15 protein-coding genes are annotated in these 15,040 nt (G+C 42.2%); 4 read left to right on the top strand and 11 right to left on the bottom strand.

All coding sequences use genetic code 11. The annotated features are described in order from the left end of the window. Positions 1–2: 2 nt before the first annotated feature. A complete protein-coding gene (locus JTI58_RS18050) occupies positions 3–1,061 on the bottom strand; it encodes an AAA family ATPase (RefSeq protein WP_205442721.1) in 1,059 nt (352 codons plus the stop codon). Positions 1,062–1,207: 146 nt separating this feature from the next. On the opposite strand from JTI58_RS18050, the gene JTI58_RS18045 reads away from it, so the two are divergent. The 3 genes from JTI58_RS18045 to JTI58_RS18035 all read left to right on the top strand — a co-directional run bounded on the left by JTI58_RS18045 (position 1,208) and on the right by JTI58_RS18035 (position 4,025). Continuing rightward, the gene (locus tag JTI58_RS18045) at positions 1,208–2,596 is read left to right on the top strand and encodes a hypothetical protein (RefSeq protein WP_205442716.1); all 1,389 of its coding nucleotides are present in this window, start codon (positions 1,208–1,210) and stop codon (positions 2,594–2,596) included. A gap of 163 nt (positions 2,597–2,759) precedes the next feature. Beyond that, a complete protein-coding gene (locus tag JTI58_RS18040; RefSeq protein WP_243456110.1) occupies positions 2,760–3,485 on the top strand; it encodes a glucosaminidase domain-containing protein in 726 nt (241 codons plus the stop codon). Positions 3,486–3,590: 105 nt separating this feature from the next. After that, a complete protein-coding gene (locus JTI58_RS18035; protein WP_205442713.1) occupies positions 3,591–4,025 on the top strand; it encodes a hypothetical protein in 435 nt (144 codons plus the stop codon). Here the strand turns inward: JTI58_RS18035 and JTI58_RS18030 are convergent. From JTI58_RS18030 to JTI58_RS17995, 8 genes are all read right to left on the bottom strand, one after another. Further along, positions 4,022–4,849, bottom strand: a complete 828-nt coding sequence (locus JTI58_RS18030) for a C40 family peptidase (protein WP_205442712.1) — start codon at positions 4,847–4,849, stop codon at positions 4,022–4,024. The genes JTI58_RS18035 and JTI58_RS18030 overlap by 4 nt on opposite strands. 13 nt (positions 4,850–4,862) lie before the next feature. Further along, positions 4,863–5,630 (bottom strand): serine hydrolase, encoded by a 768-nt coding sequence (locus tag JTI58_RS18025; protein WP_205442711.1) that lies wholly within the window; start codon positions 5,628–5,630, stop codon positions 4,863–4,865. A 7-nt stretch (positions 5,631–5,637) separates the two neighbouring features. After that, the gene (locus JTI58_RS18020; protein ID WP_205442709.1) at positions 5,638–6,570 is read right to left on the bottom strand and encodes a S66 peptidase family protein; all 933 of its coding nucleotides are present in this window, start codon (positions 6,568–6,570) and stop codon (positions 5,638–5,640) included. Further along, the gene (locus tag JTI58_RS18015) at positions 6,567–7,514 is read right to left on the bottom strand and encodes an ATP-binding cassette domain-containing protein (protein ID WP_205442708.1); all 948 of its coding nucleotides are present in this window, start codon (positions 7,512–7,514) and stop codon (positions 6,567–6,569) included. Before JTI58_RS18015 ends, JTI58_RS18020 begins: the two co-directional genes overlap by 4 nt. Further along, entirely contained in the window at positions 7,507–8,580 is a 1,074-nt protein-coding gene (locus JTI58_RS18010) for an ABC transporter ATP-binding protein (protein ID WP_205442704.1), read from the bottom strand. Before JTI58_RS18010 ends, JTI58_RS18015 begins: the two co-directional genes overlap by 8 nt. Next, complete coding sequence (locus tag JTI58_RS18005; protein ID WP_205442703.1) at positions 8,573–9,547, bottom strand: ABC transporter permease; 975 nt, start codon at positions 9,545–9,547, stop codon at positions 8,573–8,575. The genes JTI58_RS18010 and JTI58_RS18005 overlap by 8 nt, the downstream gene beginning before the upstream one ends. Continuing rightward, on the bottom strand, positions 9,547–10,491 hold the full coding sequence (locus tag JTI58_RS18000) for an ABC transporter permease (protein ID WP_205442701.1): 945 nt from the start codon (positions 10,489–10,491) through the stop codon (positions 9,547–9,549). Before JTI58_RS18000 ends, JTI58_RS18005 begins: the two co-directional genes overlap by 1 nt. A gap of 82 nt (positions 10,492–10,573) precedes the next feature. Next, positions 10,574–12,403, bottom strand: coding sequence for a peptide ABC transporter substrate-binding protein (locus JTI58_RS17995; RefSeq protein ID WP_243456108.1), 1,830 nt, complete (start codon positions 12,401–12,403; stop codon positions 10,574–10,576). 242 nt (positions 12,404–12,645) lie between these two features. Between JTI58_RS17995 and JTI58_RS17990 the strand changes: the two genes are divergently transcribed. Next, positions 12,646–13,350: a hypothetical protein gene (locus JTI58_RS17990; protein WP_205442699.1), complete on the top strand. Its 705-nt coding sequence runs from the start codon at positions 12,646–12,648 to the stop codon at positions 13,348–13,350. On the opposite strand, the gene JTI58_RS17985 is transcribed toward JTI58_RS17990, so the two are convergent. Together JTI58_RS17985 and JTI58_RS17980 are read right to left on the bottom strand one after the other, a co-directional pair. Further along, positions 13,298–14,092, bottom strand: coding sequence for a M55 family metallopeptidase (locus tag JTI58_RS17985; RefSeq protein WP_205442698.1), 795 nt, complete (start codon positions 14,090–14,092; stop codon positions 13,298–13,300). The genes JTI58_RS17990 and JTI58_RS17985 overlap by 53 nt on opposite strands. Beyond that, positions 14,089–14,820 (bottom strand): M15 family metallopeptidase, encoded by a 732-nt coding sequence (locus JTI58_RS17980; protein ID WP_243456106.1) that lies wholly within the window; start codon positions 14,818–14,820, stop codon positions 14,089–14,091. Before JTI58_RS17980 ends, JTI58_RS17985 begins: the two co-directional genes overlap by 4 nt. Between the last annotated feature and the right edge of the window lie 220 nt (positions 14,821–15,040).

Below are 15,040 nucleotides of genomic sequence, written 5' to 3'. Positions count from 1 at the left end.
AGCTAACCGTCCTTTTTGGCTACTAAACGTGGTAAATCTCGGATAACCTCCAGCATAAACCAGGCAGGTAAGGCTTCACCCTTTTGCTCTGACACAACCATCTGTGCAATTTCTAAGCTGATGGATGATAGGTCCTTGATCAAGTCCTTGGCACGAAAGGCTAATTGCCGTTGATTTCCCTTCAAAGTCGTATGCTCGTTCGGAAGCTCCTTCAGTAACTGAGCACGGAAGGATTGTGCCATGAAATAAAGCAAATCTCTTTCTTCTGGTTGATCGGGCCAACGTAATTCTCCTTGGATAATTTTGGCGAGATCATATTTACTTCGCACTTGCTTGATAAAGGCTTTAAATTGACTGGCAGTATGCGCAGATAGGCAGCTACTTGCTAAGAGATCGATAGTTTGTTCTTGCAAGCTGTTACCGTATGCATACAAACAATCACTTAGCATATGCCATGAACGAGGTGTGGAGAAGGGTTCTTCTGTTTTCGGTGGTTCGTTCCATAAATGATCGGGACGCATTTGAATATACTCAATCACATATGGATGTAGTTCATGTGCATAGGCCCATTCAAGCCAATCCTTATGCGATGCCCTAAGCTGAACATGGACCATCCGATTGATTAATGCGGAGGACATCGGTTTAACAATCGCGTTATCCTGCGCTCGATTGCCTGCACCAATAACAATCGTGCCCTCTGGCAATCTAAACTCTCCAATTCTGCGTTCATGAATAAGACTATAAAACGCTTTTTGTACTTCCTGTGAGCAAGCATTTAATTCATCTAAAAAAAGGCAATAAGGTTCATCGCGTGCAATCATTTTAGGTGGACAAAAAACACTGTAGCCATCCTTAATCTGTGGAACACCAATAATATCCTCAGGTGCTAGCTGACTGCCCAATAACGACACACAGGGCAAGCCTAATTCACTAGCGAAATTTTCAACAATCGCGGATTTCCCAATGCCAGGTGCTCCCCAAATAAAGACCGGTCTGATTGTCGCTACATTCAGTAGAAAATCATATAGTTGTTTTTGTGTAACACTAAAAATCGTATTCAATCAAAACTCCCTTTCAACTCATTGTTTTAAAGGTTAATAATACCATTTTCTATGAAATTATTCTTGTCTCTACCATTCTATGAAATTGACTGTCAATTACTTGCTGTGAGAAGATAATAAAAATTGTAATAGAGAGGTCGTGACCTATGTATAATGGCTTTCAGTTTATGGCGATTTCACAACTAGCTCAAAGGTTTCCAGCAGACTCTTGGTGGGCAAAGTTTTACAAGGATTTTAGTGAAGATGATCTAGTAGCGTACTATGAGGGCGATTTGACACTCTCCTCCCTTAATTTGGACTGGGATATGCCTTTTCCACAGCAGGACAAGACCATTCTCATTTTCATCAATGGCCATTTAACCGTAGACACCCTCTATAATTTAGAGACAGATGGTGCAATTGGGCTGATGGTGATGGGCAATGTAATGGCTAAAAATATAGCAATAGGTGGTCAGGAAATCTATGTGCACGGGCATCTGACGGTCGAGAATATTTTATGTGGCTCATACAATCATGGCGAAACGATTGTGAATGGCAATCTTCAGGCAGCAATATTGGTTCAGGATGATGAGTATCGCATCAGCGTAAAGGGCAAGAAGTCGATTCCTTGTATCGTAAATATATGGCACGGAGATGGCGTTTTTCAGGAACTCCCTATCCGTATTGAAGACATTTTAATAGAAGAGATATTTTTTCCTGAGGATGAGGATGACATCGGCTTTTCCTTCACTTCACTTGTGCAAATTCTTAAAGAAGGACGTTCCGCACTCACTCAATTTACAAGCGTTCCTCAAAGGACAATAGCATCTCCTATTTATTTCACGCACCCTTCGATTAATGCGGAAAACATACTAAAGCTGACTTCATGTATTCTGATGACACCTGACAATCCTTCATTCGATTTGACGGAACAGGATGTTTATTTCATGATCCAGCGTGCACATACCAATGCTGATGGTGATGTACGCAATGACAGTGTTTATATGAAGACCGCACAGTGTCACTATTTTATTTGGCTTAATGATGATCAATCCGTCTCCCTCCTGACAAAAACGCTAGATGAAGAAGCTGAATGGTGGGATATTACAGAATCATCACAGGAGCATTTAGTGGATATTCAGGAGCACTGGCTGATGCTGTTAACTTGCATCAATGTAGCAGAGCTTTACTTGCATACAATCGAGGTGCGAGATGTACACCAAATGTTCCAGCATCCTGCAATTCAGGATTTAGACGAGGAGCATGATGGATTCTGGGATGGTTCCAAATGCTATAGCTTCCGTCAAGCCTATTTAGATGAGGATGGTGATAGTATACATGCTCGTATTGAAATTCAGACGCCTGACGAAGCCTATTATTTTTATACGCTCGAAAATGAAACCTATGTTTCCCGTCATTATCAGCCTCCTAACGATGTTGGTCGTCAAGAGCTATCCTATTTGAACACGACACAATGGGAAGCGTCCGAGCGATATTTTGAGATATTCAAACAATTTATGTCTCAGAATTTTAAGATAGATATCGGAACTAATTAAGGCAAGAAACGTTCTATTAATGATGAAGTCTATTCAACTATACATCTCTTTCACTCTCTGTAATAATGAGAGATAGCTAAACTTTTAATAGAAGGGAGGGAGATGTGGTCACGACCAACATCCAGCTACAATGAAATACGTGCTAAATTTTTTTAAAGGACTTATGATTGCCGTTGTTGTTATTTGTATTTCGTTTTATATGGTGACACAGTTATTTAATACGACTGAAAGAGAAGAGTCTGTGGTTATTGATGATCGTCCAAGTGTGGAAGAGTTTATCGGTGAGATTGCAGAAACGGCACGAGATCTTGGTGCTGACAATGACTTATATGCATCCGTGATGATTGCTCAGGCAATTCTAGAAAGTGAGCATGGGCAAAGTGGACTTGGCTCTGCCCCTAATTATAATCTATTCGGTATGAAAGGCAGCTACCAAAATAATTCCGTCACACTCGAAACAACAGAGGATGATGGGTCAGGCAATCTTTCCACGATCATGGCTGCCTTCCGCAAATACCCTTCCTATGAGGCATCCATGCAGGATTATGTAAAATTAATGCGAAATGGGGTTTCTTGGAATAAAGATTTTTACGCAGGCGTTTTCAAAAGCAACACGACGGTCTATACAGATGCAACGAAATTTTTAACAGGCTCTTATGCAACTGATTCGGCTTACAATGAAAAATTAAATACATTGATCGCAAAATATGACCTGCAACAATATGATAGTCCAGTAAAAGATAAGAAAACCATTACGGTGGCTGATGGCGATTCACTTATGAAGATTGCAGAAGCCTATAATGTGAAAGTGACATCACTGAAACAATGGAATCAGCTTCGAACAGATCGACTGGAGGCAGGCCAACAACTCAATATTTATCATTATTAACCCAAAACGTCCATGACTCACCAACGAGTATGGACGTTTTTTCTCATGGAACTAATCCGTTTGGCAAACGTCTTCATGTAAAATTACAGAAAGGACAGGAAAACAGTGAAGCGTACACAATTGCTCCGTCTTCTCGCCGTGAACCTTGTGCTCTTGCCATTGATTCAGCTTAGCTACAATCTATATTTCATGACAAAAATAGCGGAGGGTTCTTTTCATCTTATTATTTTCCCCACGCTTATTATTTTATTGAACCTCTTGCTATGGTGTAGTCGACAAAGAGTAGCATCTTCTATTCATTGGGTCTTTATCTATGTCGGACAAGGCACCTCTTTAGCCTGTTATTTTGTGTGGCATTATTGGCAATTAGAGCCCTATCCAGATATGCCCCCAGGTGAAGCAGCCTTTGATTTATGCATGCGTACATTTTTAATCGGCTTATGGCAGCTCATCGGATTAGTACTGATCCAGCTCAGTACGTTCATCATCCTGAAAATGGGGATGACCCTCAAGCATCATTCTAGTAGGGAGCTCAGCTAGTCCTTCTGTGCGTTAAATAAAGTACCTACTGCTAGTATGGTCGTGGCTAAATCCTGTCGATAGAGGGGATGTTTGGCATCTAAACTATTAACCGTTACTTCATTACCACCCAACGATGAATGGACATACAAATCATTTCCCATATATAAAGCAATATGACCTGGAAAATAGATTAAATCACCCTTCTGCATCTGGTCTTGGTCGATGCTAACGATCGGGAAGCCCTCTACTATTCGGGCATCTCGATAAATATAGACACCGTTTAACAGATAGGCCATCGAACACAAACCAGAGCAATCAATACCGAATGGCGATTTGCCACCCCAGCGATAAGGGGCCGTTAAATAGCTGAGCGCTGTTTCCACAACATTTTCTCGGAACTGCTGCTCCGATAATGACTGTACTGTTATTTTAGGCTGTAGCCATTTTGTTCGAACATACCCTGTTTGTCCTGATACTAGTTGTACGGCTGACCATTCTTCAGGTACTGCTTCGTCTGACATAACACGAATGGATGAGCCTTTTACTAGCGTTAACAGCTTTGTACTTTGGATACGTGGTTGCTGTAAAACATCGGCAAAGCTTTGACAAATGACATGCTGTGCTTCTTGTTGCCACGTAGATGCAAGTGTTGCCTCTTGCAGTAAGTGTGCCCTCTGACAATACCCCTCGTAACGATAGGCTGTTCGGATAAAAACCCAAGCTTCATTGACATCACTGACGATCTCTACGGTCATCCCATACAGTACTTCATCGACTAATTCAGAAGCTTTATCTGGCATGGCATGCAAACTTGCCATCATGGCTGTAACGATAGCCATCATCCCTGTCCCCCTCTCACTTCACCAACTGGTCATAGACAACTTTTGATAGACGACCAATGAGTTGGCGCGCCTGATCATTGTCCGTCACGTTTGTTATAAAAACGCCCGTACTATAATCAACTGTGCTAGTGTAAAATATTCCCACATCATGATCGACGGTATCGAGTCCGCCTGTTTTATGTGCCAGTCGCACTTCATCTACTAGATAGCGCTTTAGGGAGTCATGTACACGCTGACGACTTAAAATAGCAATGACTAGTTTACTGTAAGGTGGTGATAGTAGCTCTTGCTGATAGATACGCGTATAAAGATGTGCCATATCCCTTGCTGATGTGCGATTATCTATGCCCTTTGCTAGACAATCTACATCCATCATTTTTCGCTGTAGCAGCGTGTCCTGTAAACCGATATGCTGAAAATAGTCATTCAAATATTCCATGCCAACTACATCGATTAAGACATTCGTGGCTGTATTGTCACTCGTAATAATCATCCAAACAAGAAGTTCATAGAAAGTGCTTTGAGTAAGTCTTTGCTCACTAATCACACTAAAATCCACCCAATCAGTTGGTGAAATTGCAAGCGTAGAATCAAGTGATCGTTTATTCTCCTCTAAATATGAGAGCAAGGCTAACAGAATCGGCACTTTGATTAAACTTGCACTAGAAAATGACGCCTCGAGCTGATGACCAATGAGCAACTGATTCGTTGTTAGATTTTTAATAAACAAATGTACGTTGTAGGGCGATTCTTGAATAAGTGTTGTAATCCGCTGCTCCATAGAACACCTACTCAACCACTTGGATGCGCTGATTGTCCGCATCCATCGTGACAGTTCTACCTAAAGGTAGCGACATCGTTGGTAAGCAATGACCACATGTCAACTCGGCAATAATTGGCTTCCCTAGAGGCACTAGAATTTCTTGAAAAATAGTTTGTAATGATAAGCAATGTGCTGGCTTTTCGGGATTTTCAGGTCCACAATTTGTCCAAGCTCCCAATAAAATGCCTGCCACGTCATCTAGCTTTCCTGCCAGTTTTAATTGTGTCAGCATACGATCCACCCGTTGCTCCGTTTCATCGATATCTTCTAAAAACAGAATTTTATCTCGTGTATCAATTTCATAAGATGTGCCAAGTGAAGCCGTCACTAATGTTAGGTTGCCACCGATGAGCTGACCTGTGGCTCTTCCAGTAACAAGTGTGGACATGGGCTGGTTAGAGGGATTTTCTAGGTAGAACTCCGTTTTTTCATTCGCCATAATCTGTTGAATGAACGACTGCCATGTATAGTCATCCATCTCCTGTCGAATAAATTCCGTGGATGGCATCGGTGTATGATAGGTTACAAAGCCACATAGCTGATTAAAAGCTATATGTAAAGCGGTCACATCACTATAGCCCGCAAATACTTTTGGATTGGCGCTAATCATGTCAAAGTCTAATTGCGCTAAAATTTTCGTCGCCCCATAGCCCCCACGTATACAAAAAATGCCATTAATCGTTGGATCTCCAAACATACGATGAACATCCGCTGCCCGTAAATCATCAGTGCCTGCTAAATAGCCATGTCTTGCGTGACAGGTTTCCCCAACCACCACATTCAGTCCTAGCTTTTCAATAGTCGCAATAGCAGGCTGCAGCTTTTCTGGTGGTGTGGCTCCAGAAGCACTAATAAGACCAATTGTGTCACCTTTTTTCAATGCCGTTGGACGAATCATACCTTTCCCTCCCTTTTCAGTGAAGTACGATAATGGGCTAGTTCCTCTTCATTGGCTAAAATAAAATGACCTTCCTCAATTTCAACGAATGAAGGGGGATTTTCCTCATAACGATGCTGTGACGGATCATACACCTCTACAACTTTCTCCCGCTCCTTATAGGGATTTGGCTCTGGTACTGCTGATAACAGTGCCCTTGTATAAGGATGCAGCGGATGGACAAAAAGCTTTTCTGTTTCCGCTAGCTCCACAATCTTCCCCTTATAAATGACCGCTGTACGATCGGTAATAAAACGGACAATCGATAAATCATGGGCAATAAATAAATACGTTAAATGTTTACGCTGCTGCAGGCTTGCTAATAAATTCAATACTTGCGCTCGAATGGATACGTCCAAAGCAGAGATGGGCTCATCCGCAATGATAAATTCAGGCTCCATCACTAAGGCGCGGGCAATGCCAATTCGCTGGCGCTGTCCACCTGAAAATTCGTGCGGAAACCGACTGGAGAACTCTGGCAGTAGCCCTACATTTAATAAAGCAGCTCGAACCTTTTGCTGACGCTCTGCCTCATCCTTATATTTTTTAGAAGGGTACAGTCCTTCCGAAATAATATAATCCACTTTTGCTCGTTCATTTAGGGAGGCCATTGGGTCCTGAAAAATCATTTGGATTTTCTGTGTAATTTCTCTATCCCAATCTTTCGGGATTTTGCCCTGTATGCTTTTGCCATGGTACAAAATTTGTCCCTCTGTGACCTCATTGATGCGCATAATCGCTCGACCAATTGTTGTCTTCCCTGAGCCTGATTCACCTACAATGCCAAATGTTTCACCTTTAAAAATATGAAAGCTGACATCATCAATCGCTGTAAACTTATTTTTTCCTTTGCCAAAAACAACGGATAAATGTTTTACTTCTACTAGCACCTCTTTATCAGTCATTCGCATACTGCCTCCCCTCGTCAAAAAATGCTTGTAAGGCAGCTGGAGGCTCTACCTTTGGTGCAAGTGGATCTAATAACCATGTGCGGGCATAATGGGTATCACTGACCTGAAAAAAAGGTGGCCGCTCGATAAAGTCAATTTTTAATGCATATGGATTGCGTGGGGCAAAGGCATCCCCCTCAATTTCCTGAAAAAGATTCGGTGGTGTGCCCTTGATGGAATACAATTGTTCCCCCTTGGAGCCAAGCTGAGGTAAGGACGAAATAAGCGCCCATGTATAAGGATGTTTACTATGAAAGAAAATTTCATGTGTTTCCCCGACCTCGATGACATCGCCCGCATACATCACAGCAATTCGGTCAGCCACCTTTGCGACAACGCCTAAATCATGCGTAATATAGACGATTGTTAAGCCGTATTTTTGCTGAAGATTTTTTAAGAGCTGTAAAATTTGCGCTTGAATAGTTACATCTAATGCTGTAGTTGGCTCATCACAAATTAATATATTCGGCTTACAGGCAATGGCAATCGCAATAACAATGCGTTGGCGCATCCCTCCTGAAAATTCATGCGGGTATTGCTTATAACGCTTTTTCACGTCCGTTATGCCGACATCTGTTAGTAGTTTTAATGTTTCCTCATAGGCTTCCTTGCCTCTTAAGCCCTGATGCATCACTACACATTCTTCGATTTGCTTCCCAATGGTTTTAAGCGGGTTCAATGATGTCATAGGATCTTGTGTCACCATCGCGATTTCCTTGCCTCGAATACCCAACCACTCTTGCTCGGTCGTGAACTGCCCTAAATCCTGTGCATTGTAAATAATTCGCCCCTGCTTAATGCGGCCATTTTTATCAAGCAAGCCCATAATGGCTTTCATCAGCACGGATTTACCCGAGCCTGATTCGCCCACAATGGCTAAGCTCTCTCCCTTGTATAGGTCGAGTGAAATATCACGGATCGCTGTTAAAACTCGACCACGTAGCGTAAACTGAATCACTAAATTTTGGATGACTAATACGCGTGATTTTTTAGCTGTCACTTGTTTCCTCTCCTTATACATGGTTTTTCGGATCTGCTGCATCAGCAAAGGAATTACCAATAATATAAAATGCGATCGTAATAACACTTAACACAATACTCGGGAAAATAAGCTGATAGCGTAAGTCTGGTGACATCATAAGGACGCGTCCTTCATTGATTAAATTTCCTAGGGATGGCTCACTGATCGGTAGCCCTAAGCCGATATACGTTAAAAATACTTCAGCCCCTATCGCAAAGGGTATGGCTAGACTCATGCGTAGCATAATGACAGAAATTAAATAAGGTAAAAGATTTTTTAGGATAATACGATAATCAGGTGTGCCTAAGCACTTTGAGGCTAGGTTGTATTCACGGTCACGCAAAATCACAATTTGATTGCGGATAAACCTCGCCATTTCCACCCAACCCGTTATACACATTGCAATAATAATCGTTGAAATACTTGGCCTTAAGATATAGGACATTAAAATGAGCACAATGGTTGTGGGAATATTATCTACCACATTATAAAGCTGTGTAATAGGCGCTTCTAATTTCCGCGAAAAGCCCCACAGCGTTCCAATCGTAATGCCCACCACTGCCTCCACTAAGGCGACAACACAGCCAATAAAGAGAGATGTTCGCGTCCCTGCCCAAATACGAGACCATAAATCCTGACCAATGGAATTCGTGCCAAACCAAAATTCTGCATTAGGCGCAATATTACGTGCCTGCATCCCTGTTTGTTCATCCAAGTAAATCTCAGTCGGTGATTTTTGCGCCGGTAAATAGGGCTGAAAAATAGTAAAGCCAACAATGATGATCACCCCTACTAATAAAAAAACGGCCAGTCGATTTTTCAAAAAGGATTGCCAAGTAGAGCGCCAATAAGAATAATTTGAATAGCCCGTTTCCTCTGCCTGCCTTGCGTCCACTTCCGCAAACTCAAACAAAGTTTCACGGGATTTATTTGAAATATTATTGATTTCATTTGTATACATCCCCATTAACGCACACCCCCTCCCTTGCCTAATTTAATACGAGGGTCGACAAGTGCCATGGCAATATCCCCTAAAATAAGTCCGATGATACCAAGGGAAGAGAACACTAACACTAGGCCTTGCACAATCGTATTATCCTGTCGCTGAATAGCATCCACAAGCAAGCCCCCCATCCCTGGAATGGAATACAACGATTCAATATAGATCGAGCCTGTAATCGTAAACAGAATCGTAGCTGGTAAATATTGCGCCATCGGAATAAAGGCATTGCGTAATACATGCTTGAACATCAATGTCCGCTCCTTCACACCCTTCGCCCTTGCTAGCTTAATATAGTCCTTGTTCAGTTCATCGACCATATAGCGTCGCATCCACATCGCATAGGAGGCTGTTGGAGCTAAGGCCATGGACGTAAGCGGAAGAAGCCAAGTAATTGGCCTATATTCATCAAACAGCATCGGTAATTGAAAAAGTTCTGTAATATACATTTGAATGACTAAGTAATAAACGGCTGCAGGGACCGCAACAACAAATACGATATAGCCTGTCCCAAGTCGATCCAGCCACCGCCCCTTACGATAGGCCATCAAAATCCCTAACGGTACACCAATCAGTAGTGATAAAGCGACTGCTCCTAAACCAAAGAGAAGTGAATACGTCATTTTATCTGCAATGATCGTCACAACCGGGACATCAGTACGATAAGTCACCGATTTGCCTAAATCCCCCTGCAGTAAATTTTTGTAAAAATTCCCTAGCTGGACTAAGATCGGATCTCGCAAGCCCAGACTTGTTAAGTAAATTTCCTGCTGAGCAGGTGACATTTTATCGGCGGCCGCTCCTAAATAGCCTTCCTCTGGCATTAGCCGTAATAATGAAAAGACAATGGTGATGATAATAAAAAGGGTTAAAACGGATTGTAAGAGTCGTTTTCCTATATACTGCAACATCGCGCCATCCTCCTTTGTCAAAAAGACGAAAGGAGATGCCGACTATTCTTTTCGGTATCTCCTTTTCATCTACAAAATGCTACTACTTTTCAGCATTGGCTAGGGCTTCCGCACGTTCTTGTTCCCAATCGGCAAGCGCCTTTTTAAATTCTTCATTACTCATTGACTTTTCTAGCACTTGCTGGCCTTTAAATTTCTCTGCTGTTACACCAAATGGCGAATATTGTGCCTCGAATGGATTTAATTTAGAAGCCATATAACCACTACCACCAACTGAATACGGAATAACAAAGGCTTCCTCAATTAAAAACGCTTCTGCCTTCGCAAATAGCTCATAGCGTTTGGCTGTATCGATTGTTTCTTTCGCTTGATCCACAAGATTTTGATAAGTCGTTTTTCCATTTGCCTCTTTATAACCCTCTGCTAATTCAGGCTTATTGTAAGTACCATCAACAGTGAATGGATCTGTATACGTAGAAGGATCTGCATAATCAGGACCCCAGTTCGCTTCTAAAAGCGCAAACTTGCCAGGTCGACGCACCTCTGATAGGAAGCCTGTCGATGGACCCGCCTCTACGATAATATCGACATAATCTGTCCCAAGCAATTTCTCCATTTGCTGCTCGACTACTTGAGAACGATTAGCCCAATCTGGACTGCCCGCATTATAGGGCATTAATACTTTTACAGGGAATGTTCCCTTACCTGCTAATGCTGTTTTTGCCTTTTCTTTGTACGCTAGAGCCAGCTCTTTATTGAAGGAATCTTCATTGGAGATGGATGTAAGTGGTGCTAGTTGTGTATAATCCACCCCTTCCACATCAACAAAGTTTTTCGGTGTAATGGTATTGCTCAGCAAATCTGCTGGATTATAAGGCTCAACCGTCAGCATCGCAGATACACGATCAAGCGCATGGAATAAGGATTTGCGGAAATCTTTATTATTGACAGCGACCTTCCAATTATCAGGCTCGTATTGTGCGTCAAATTGTGGGTTGAAGTTGAGTGCATAGAAGTAGGTATAGAAGTTATTTTGTGTTTGACGAACCTGTGATTTTTTCTTTTCATCTTTAAACCATTCATCAATAATGGAGGTTGGGATACTAGCCGAATCGATTTCGCCACGTAAAAATAGCTCAGGTGCCACTGTTGCTGCTTCTTTATTGTATTTATAGCGGATACGCTCAATCAGCACCTTGTCTTTATCCCAATATGACTCATTTTTTACAAGAACGCGCTCATTTTGTGGCTCAAATTTATCTAAAATATACGCGCCATTATAAAGGAAATTTTCACGTGTCGTACCAAAGGCCTCCCCTTTTTCCGCAATGAACTTGCCATTCACTGGGAAGAAACATACATAGTTCAACATAGAAAGAAAATAGGGTGTCGGCGCCTCTAAAGTATATTCTACTGTATGTTTATCTAACGCCTTTATGCCAACTTCCTTAAAATCTGTCATCTCGCCGTTATAGAAGGCCTCTCCATTTTTTACCACCGTTGCAATCCAAGCTGTTGACGATTCATTTTTAGCATCAAGCACATAGTGCAAGCCATCCACAAAGTCTTGTGCCTCAACATCTGCATAATCCTTGCCCTCATGTGTCACCCATTTCGCGTCATCACGCAGCTTGAACGTCCACACGGTAGCATCCTCATTCGCAGACCATTCTTTTGCTAATCCTGGCTGGACCACCCCATATTGATCGTATTCTATGAGCCCATCCACCATATTCGCAGCCACCGCAAATTCATTTGTTTCTGACGTCTTTAAATAATTTAACGTTTTAATTTCCCCTGAATACACCACACGATATTCCGATGCTTTTTCACTCGATGATTCATCATTGCAAGCTACACAAAATAATACGACCAGACATACGAACAGCAACCAATACTTTCTCACAAGCATCCCCCTAGTCATCTTTTTATAATGAAAATCCTATTGGCAGGATGGATTGTACCTTCAATAGGATCATTCAAACATAAGCTAGGTCCGTCTAAATCGACCATCTATCGATGAAATGAACAACGGTACATACCCGTTGTCACGGTTATGAGATTTAATTGTTGGTTCTATCAACTATTAAACCACTTGGACAGCGTGTCCCACTGCTTTTTGAAGGTCTCTTTAAGTGGGAGGAGTTCACTGGGTTGAGCTGGGTTGAGCGCTTTTCAACTATTTGTGAGCGGGTCCTTTACTTTTTTGATCACTTCTCACATAATTGTGAGCGGATTCATCCACTTTTTGATCACTTCTCATTCGTTTGTGAGCGGGAACCTCATCCTTTTGATCACTTCTCACTCGATTGTGAGCGGGGACCTCCACTTTTTGATCGCTTCTCACTCTTTTATGAGCGGGAGTCTCGCTTTGATCACTACTCACATGATTCTGAGCGGGGTGCCCACCTTTTTGATCACTTCTCACTCAATTGTGAGCGGGGTGCCCACTTTTTTGATCACTTCTTACTCGATTGTGAGCGGGGTGCTCAACTTTTTGATTACTTCTCACATGATTGTGAGCGGGGTGCCCACCTTTTTGATCGCTTCTCACATGATTGTGAGCGGGAACCTCATCCTTTTGATCACTTCTCACTCAATTGTGAGCGGGGTGCCCACCTTTTTGATCACTTCTCACTCTTTTATGAGCGGGGACCTCGCTTTGATCACTTCTCACTCATTTGTGAGCGGGGTGCCCACCTTTTTGATCACTTCTCACACCTTTTTGAGCGGGGACCTCCACTTTTTGATCACTTCTCACTCTTTTTTGAGCGGTTCCCTCACCAAATTGATCACTCCTCACCTATCACGTTAAAAATTGCAGGAGACGTAGCACCTCATAAAAATCACCGGTCATGAACTCTACGGTATTGTGTGGTTTGAATTTGGCATGAGGATAAAAAGAATTGCGATAGGCCCGTGTATGGTCGCGATAAATAATTTCTACTACAAAGTGTTCTGGCAACGTTACCTGTAATGCGGCACGGGGCACCTTCATAGAAGACGCTACCAGTCGTTTGGTTTCCATGATGGTTAGTTGCGGACTGACATTTATCGTTGCGTTGCCGATGCCTTCCTTAGTGGCGAATGTGACAATGTGTTCATTGATGGCCTGAATCTCTTCTGTCAATCCCACATCTCCACTCACGAAGGACACGGGCACACCGTGTAAGGCTGCTGCATACGTATTGATTAGAAATTCGCTCGCATATTCGCCATTAATTTTGACGTCGGCATACGTGCAAAGCGTGTGGGCTAGTGGGTTACGCTCACTTCCTCCTTTACTGTGGTAGCCGATAAAAATGGCACGGTCAAAGCTTTGATCGAGGCCCGCTACCATACACATAGGATCGTATGTCCAGCCACGGATGACTTTACAATTGATTGGTAAATTGGAAATGTCTAGATTGCGGGCTGAATCATGGGCATCCTTTAATAAAATTTCGGTTGCTCCCCCTGCTATCGCTCCTTCAATGGCTGCTTCTACTTCTCGCGTCATTTGTCTTTGAAAAAATTGATAGTCAGGCGCATTTAACTCGGTTTCACTCCAGGAAGTTGTTCCTGTAATCCCTTCAATATCTGCACTAATATAAACTTTCATAGAAATCGAAACTCCTTTACATTGTGATTTTGAATTGTTGTGTGTACTGCTCCATAATGGGCTACCTGTGCCTGAACACGTCTAGCCCATGCCACATTGCCATAATCGTAATTCCACCATTCCTCCGCATAATTCGTAAATCCAGCAAGTGTCATACAGTTATACAGCAAACGACGATGCTGATAGGCTAGGGGATTTTCTTCCGTATACTGTTCAAAATAACGGGTCGCAGATTTTTCATTCATTGCATCAAACGCTGTCCCAAGATCCAAGGCTTTACCATGAATATCAGCTAACGTCACGTCGATGGCACCGCCTGTTAAATGGGGAGCTAAATGGGCTGCATCTTTACTTGGAAACGCTACATACTTTTTGGTTGCTTGCACAATCGCTTGTGGTGATAACTGCGGCATCATTTTTGCTAATTGCTGTGAAAAATGGCTAAACAAATACTGCTGTACTTGAAAGGGACGATAGCCATCATAAAGTAATAAGCAATACCCCTCAGGTAATAACGTTAACGCCTGCTGCAAACGCTCATAGACACCTTCTCGCACATAAATAGCTCGTAAACTATCAGGAATCTGTTGCTGATAGTAGATTGGCTCCATCACTATTCTAGGATGAGCTGCTGAAATCTGGATAAGCGGCTCATCGTTTTCACGTACAACTGGTGATGTTGAGGGGTTTCCATTTAGAGACGGCGCTATCGGTTGAAAAAGGTTCATATTAATAGAGCCCCCTTGAAATAATTAGATAATTCAGTTTTTTAAGTTGAATGTTATCACATCTCTCTATCATTGACTACATAAAAAAAGAATAATTACAAAATAATGGATATACTCTTATAATGAAACATATTCCAGCAATTTACGGGGCGAAAAATCGCTTTCATCCTCTAATTAAGGATTTTATTCATCTTATAGCTCGCTCATGCTAAAAAAACAA

Source organism: Lysinibacillus fusiformis (assembly GCF_016925635.1).
GTDB classification, from domain to species: Bacteria; Bacillota; Bacilli; order Bacillales_A; family Planococcaceae; genus Lysinibacillus; species Lysinibacillus fusiformis_F.
The sequence above is the reverse complement of the archived record's forward strand: the minus strand, read 5'-3'. Positions and strand labels throughout refer to the sequence as shown.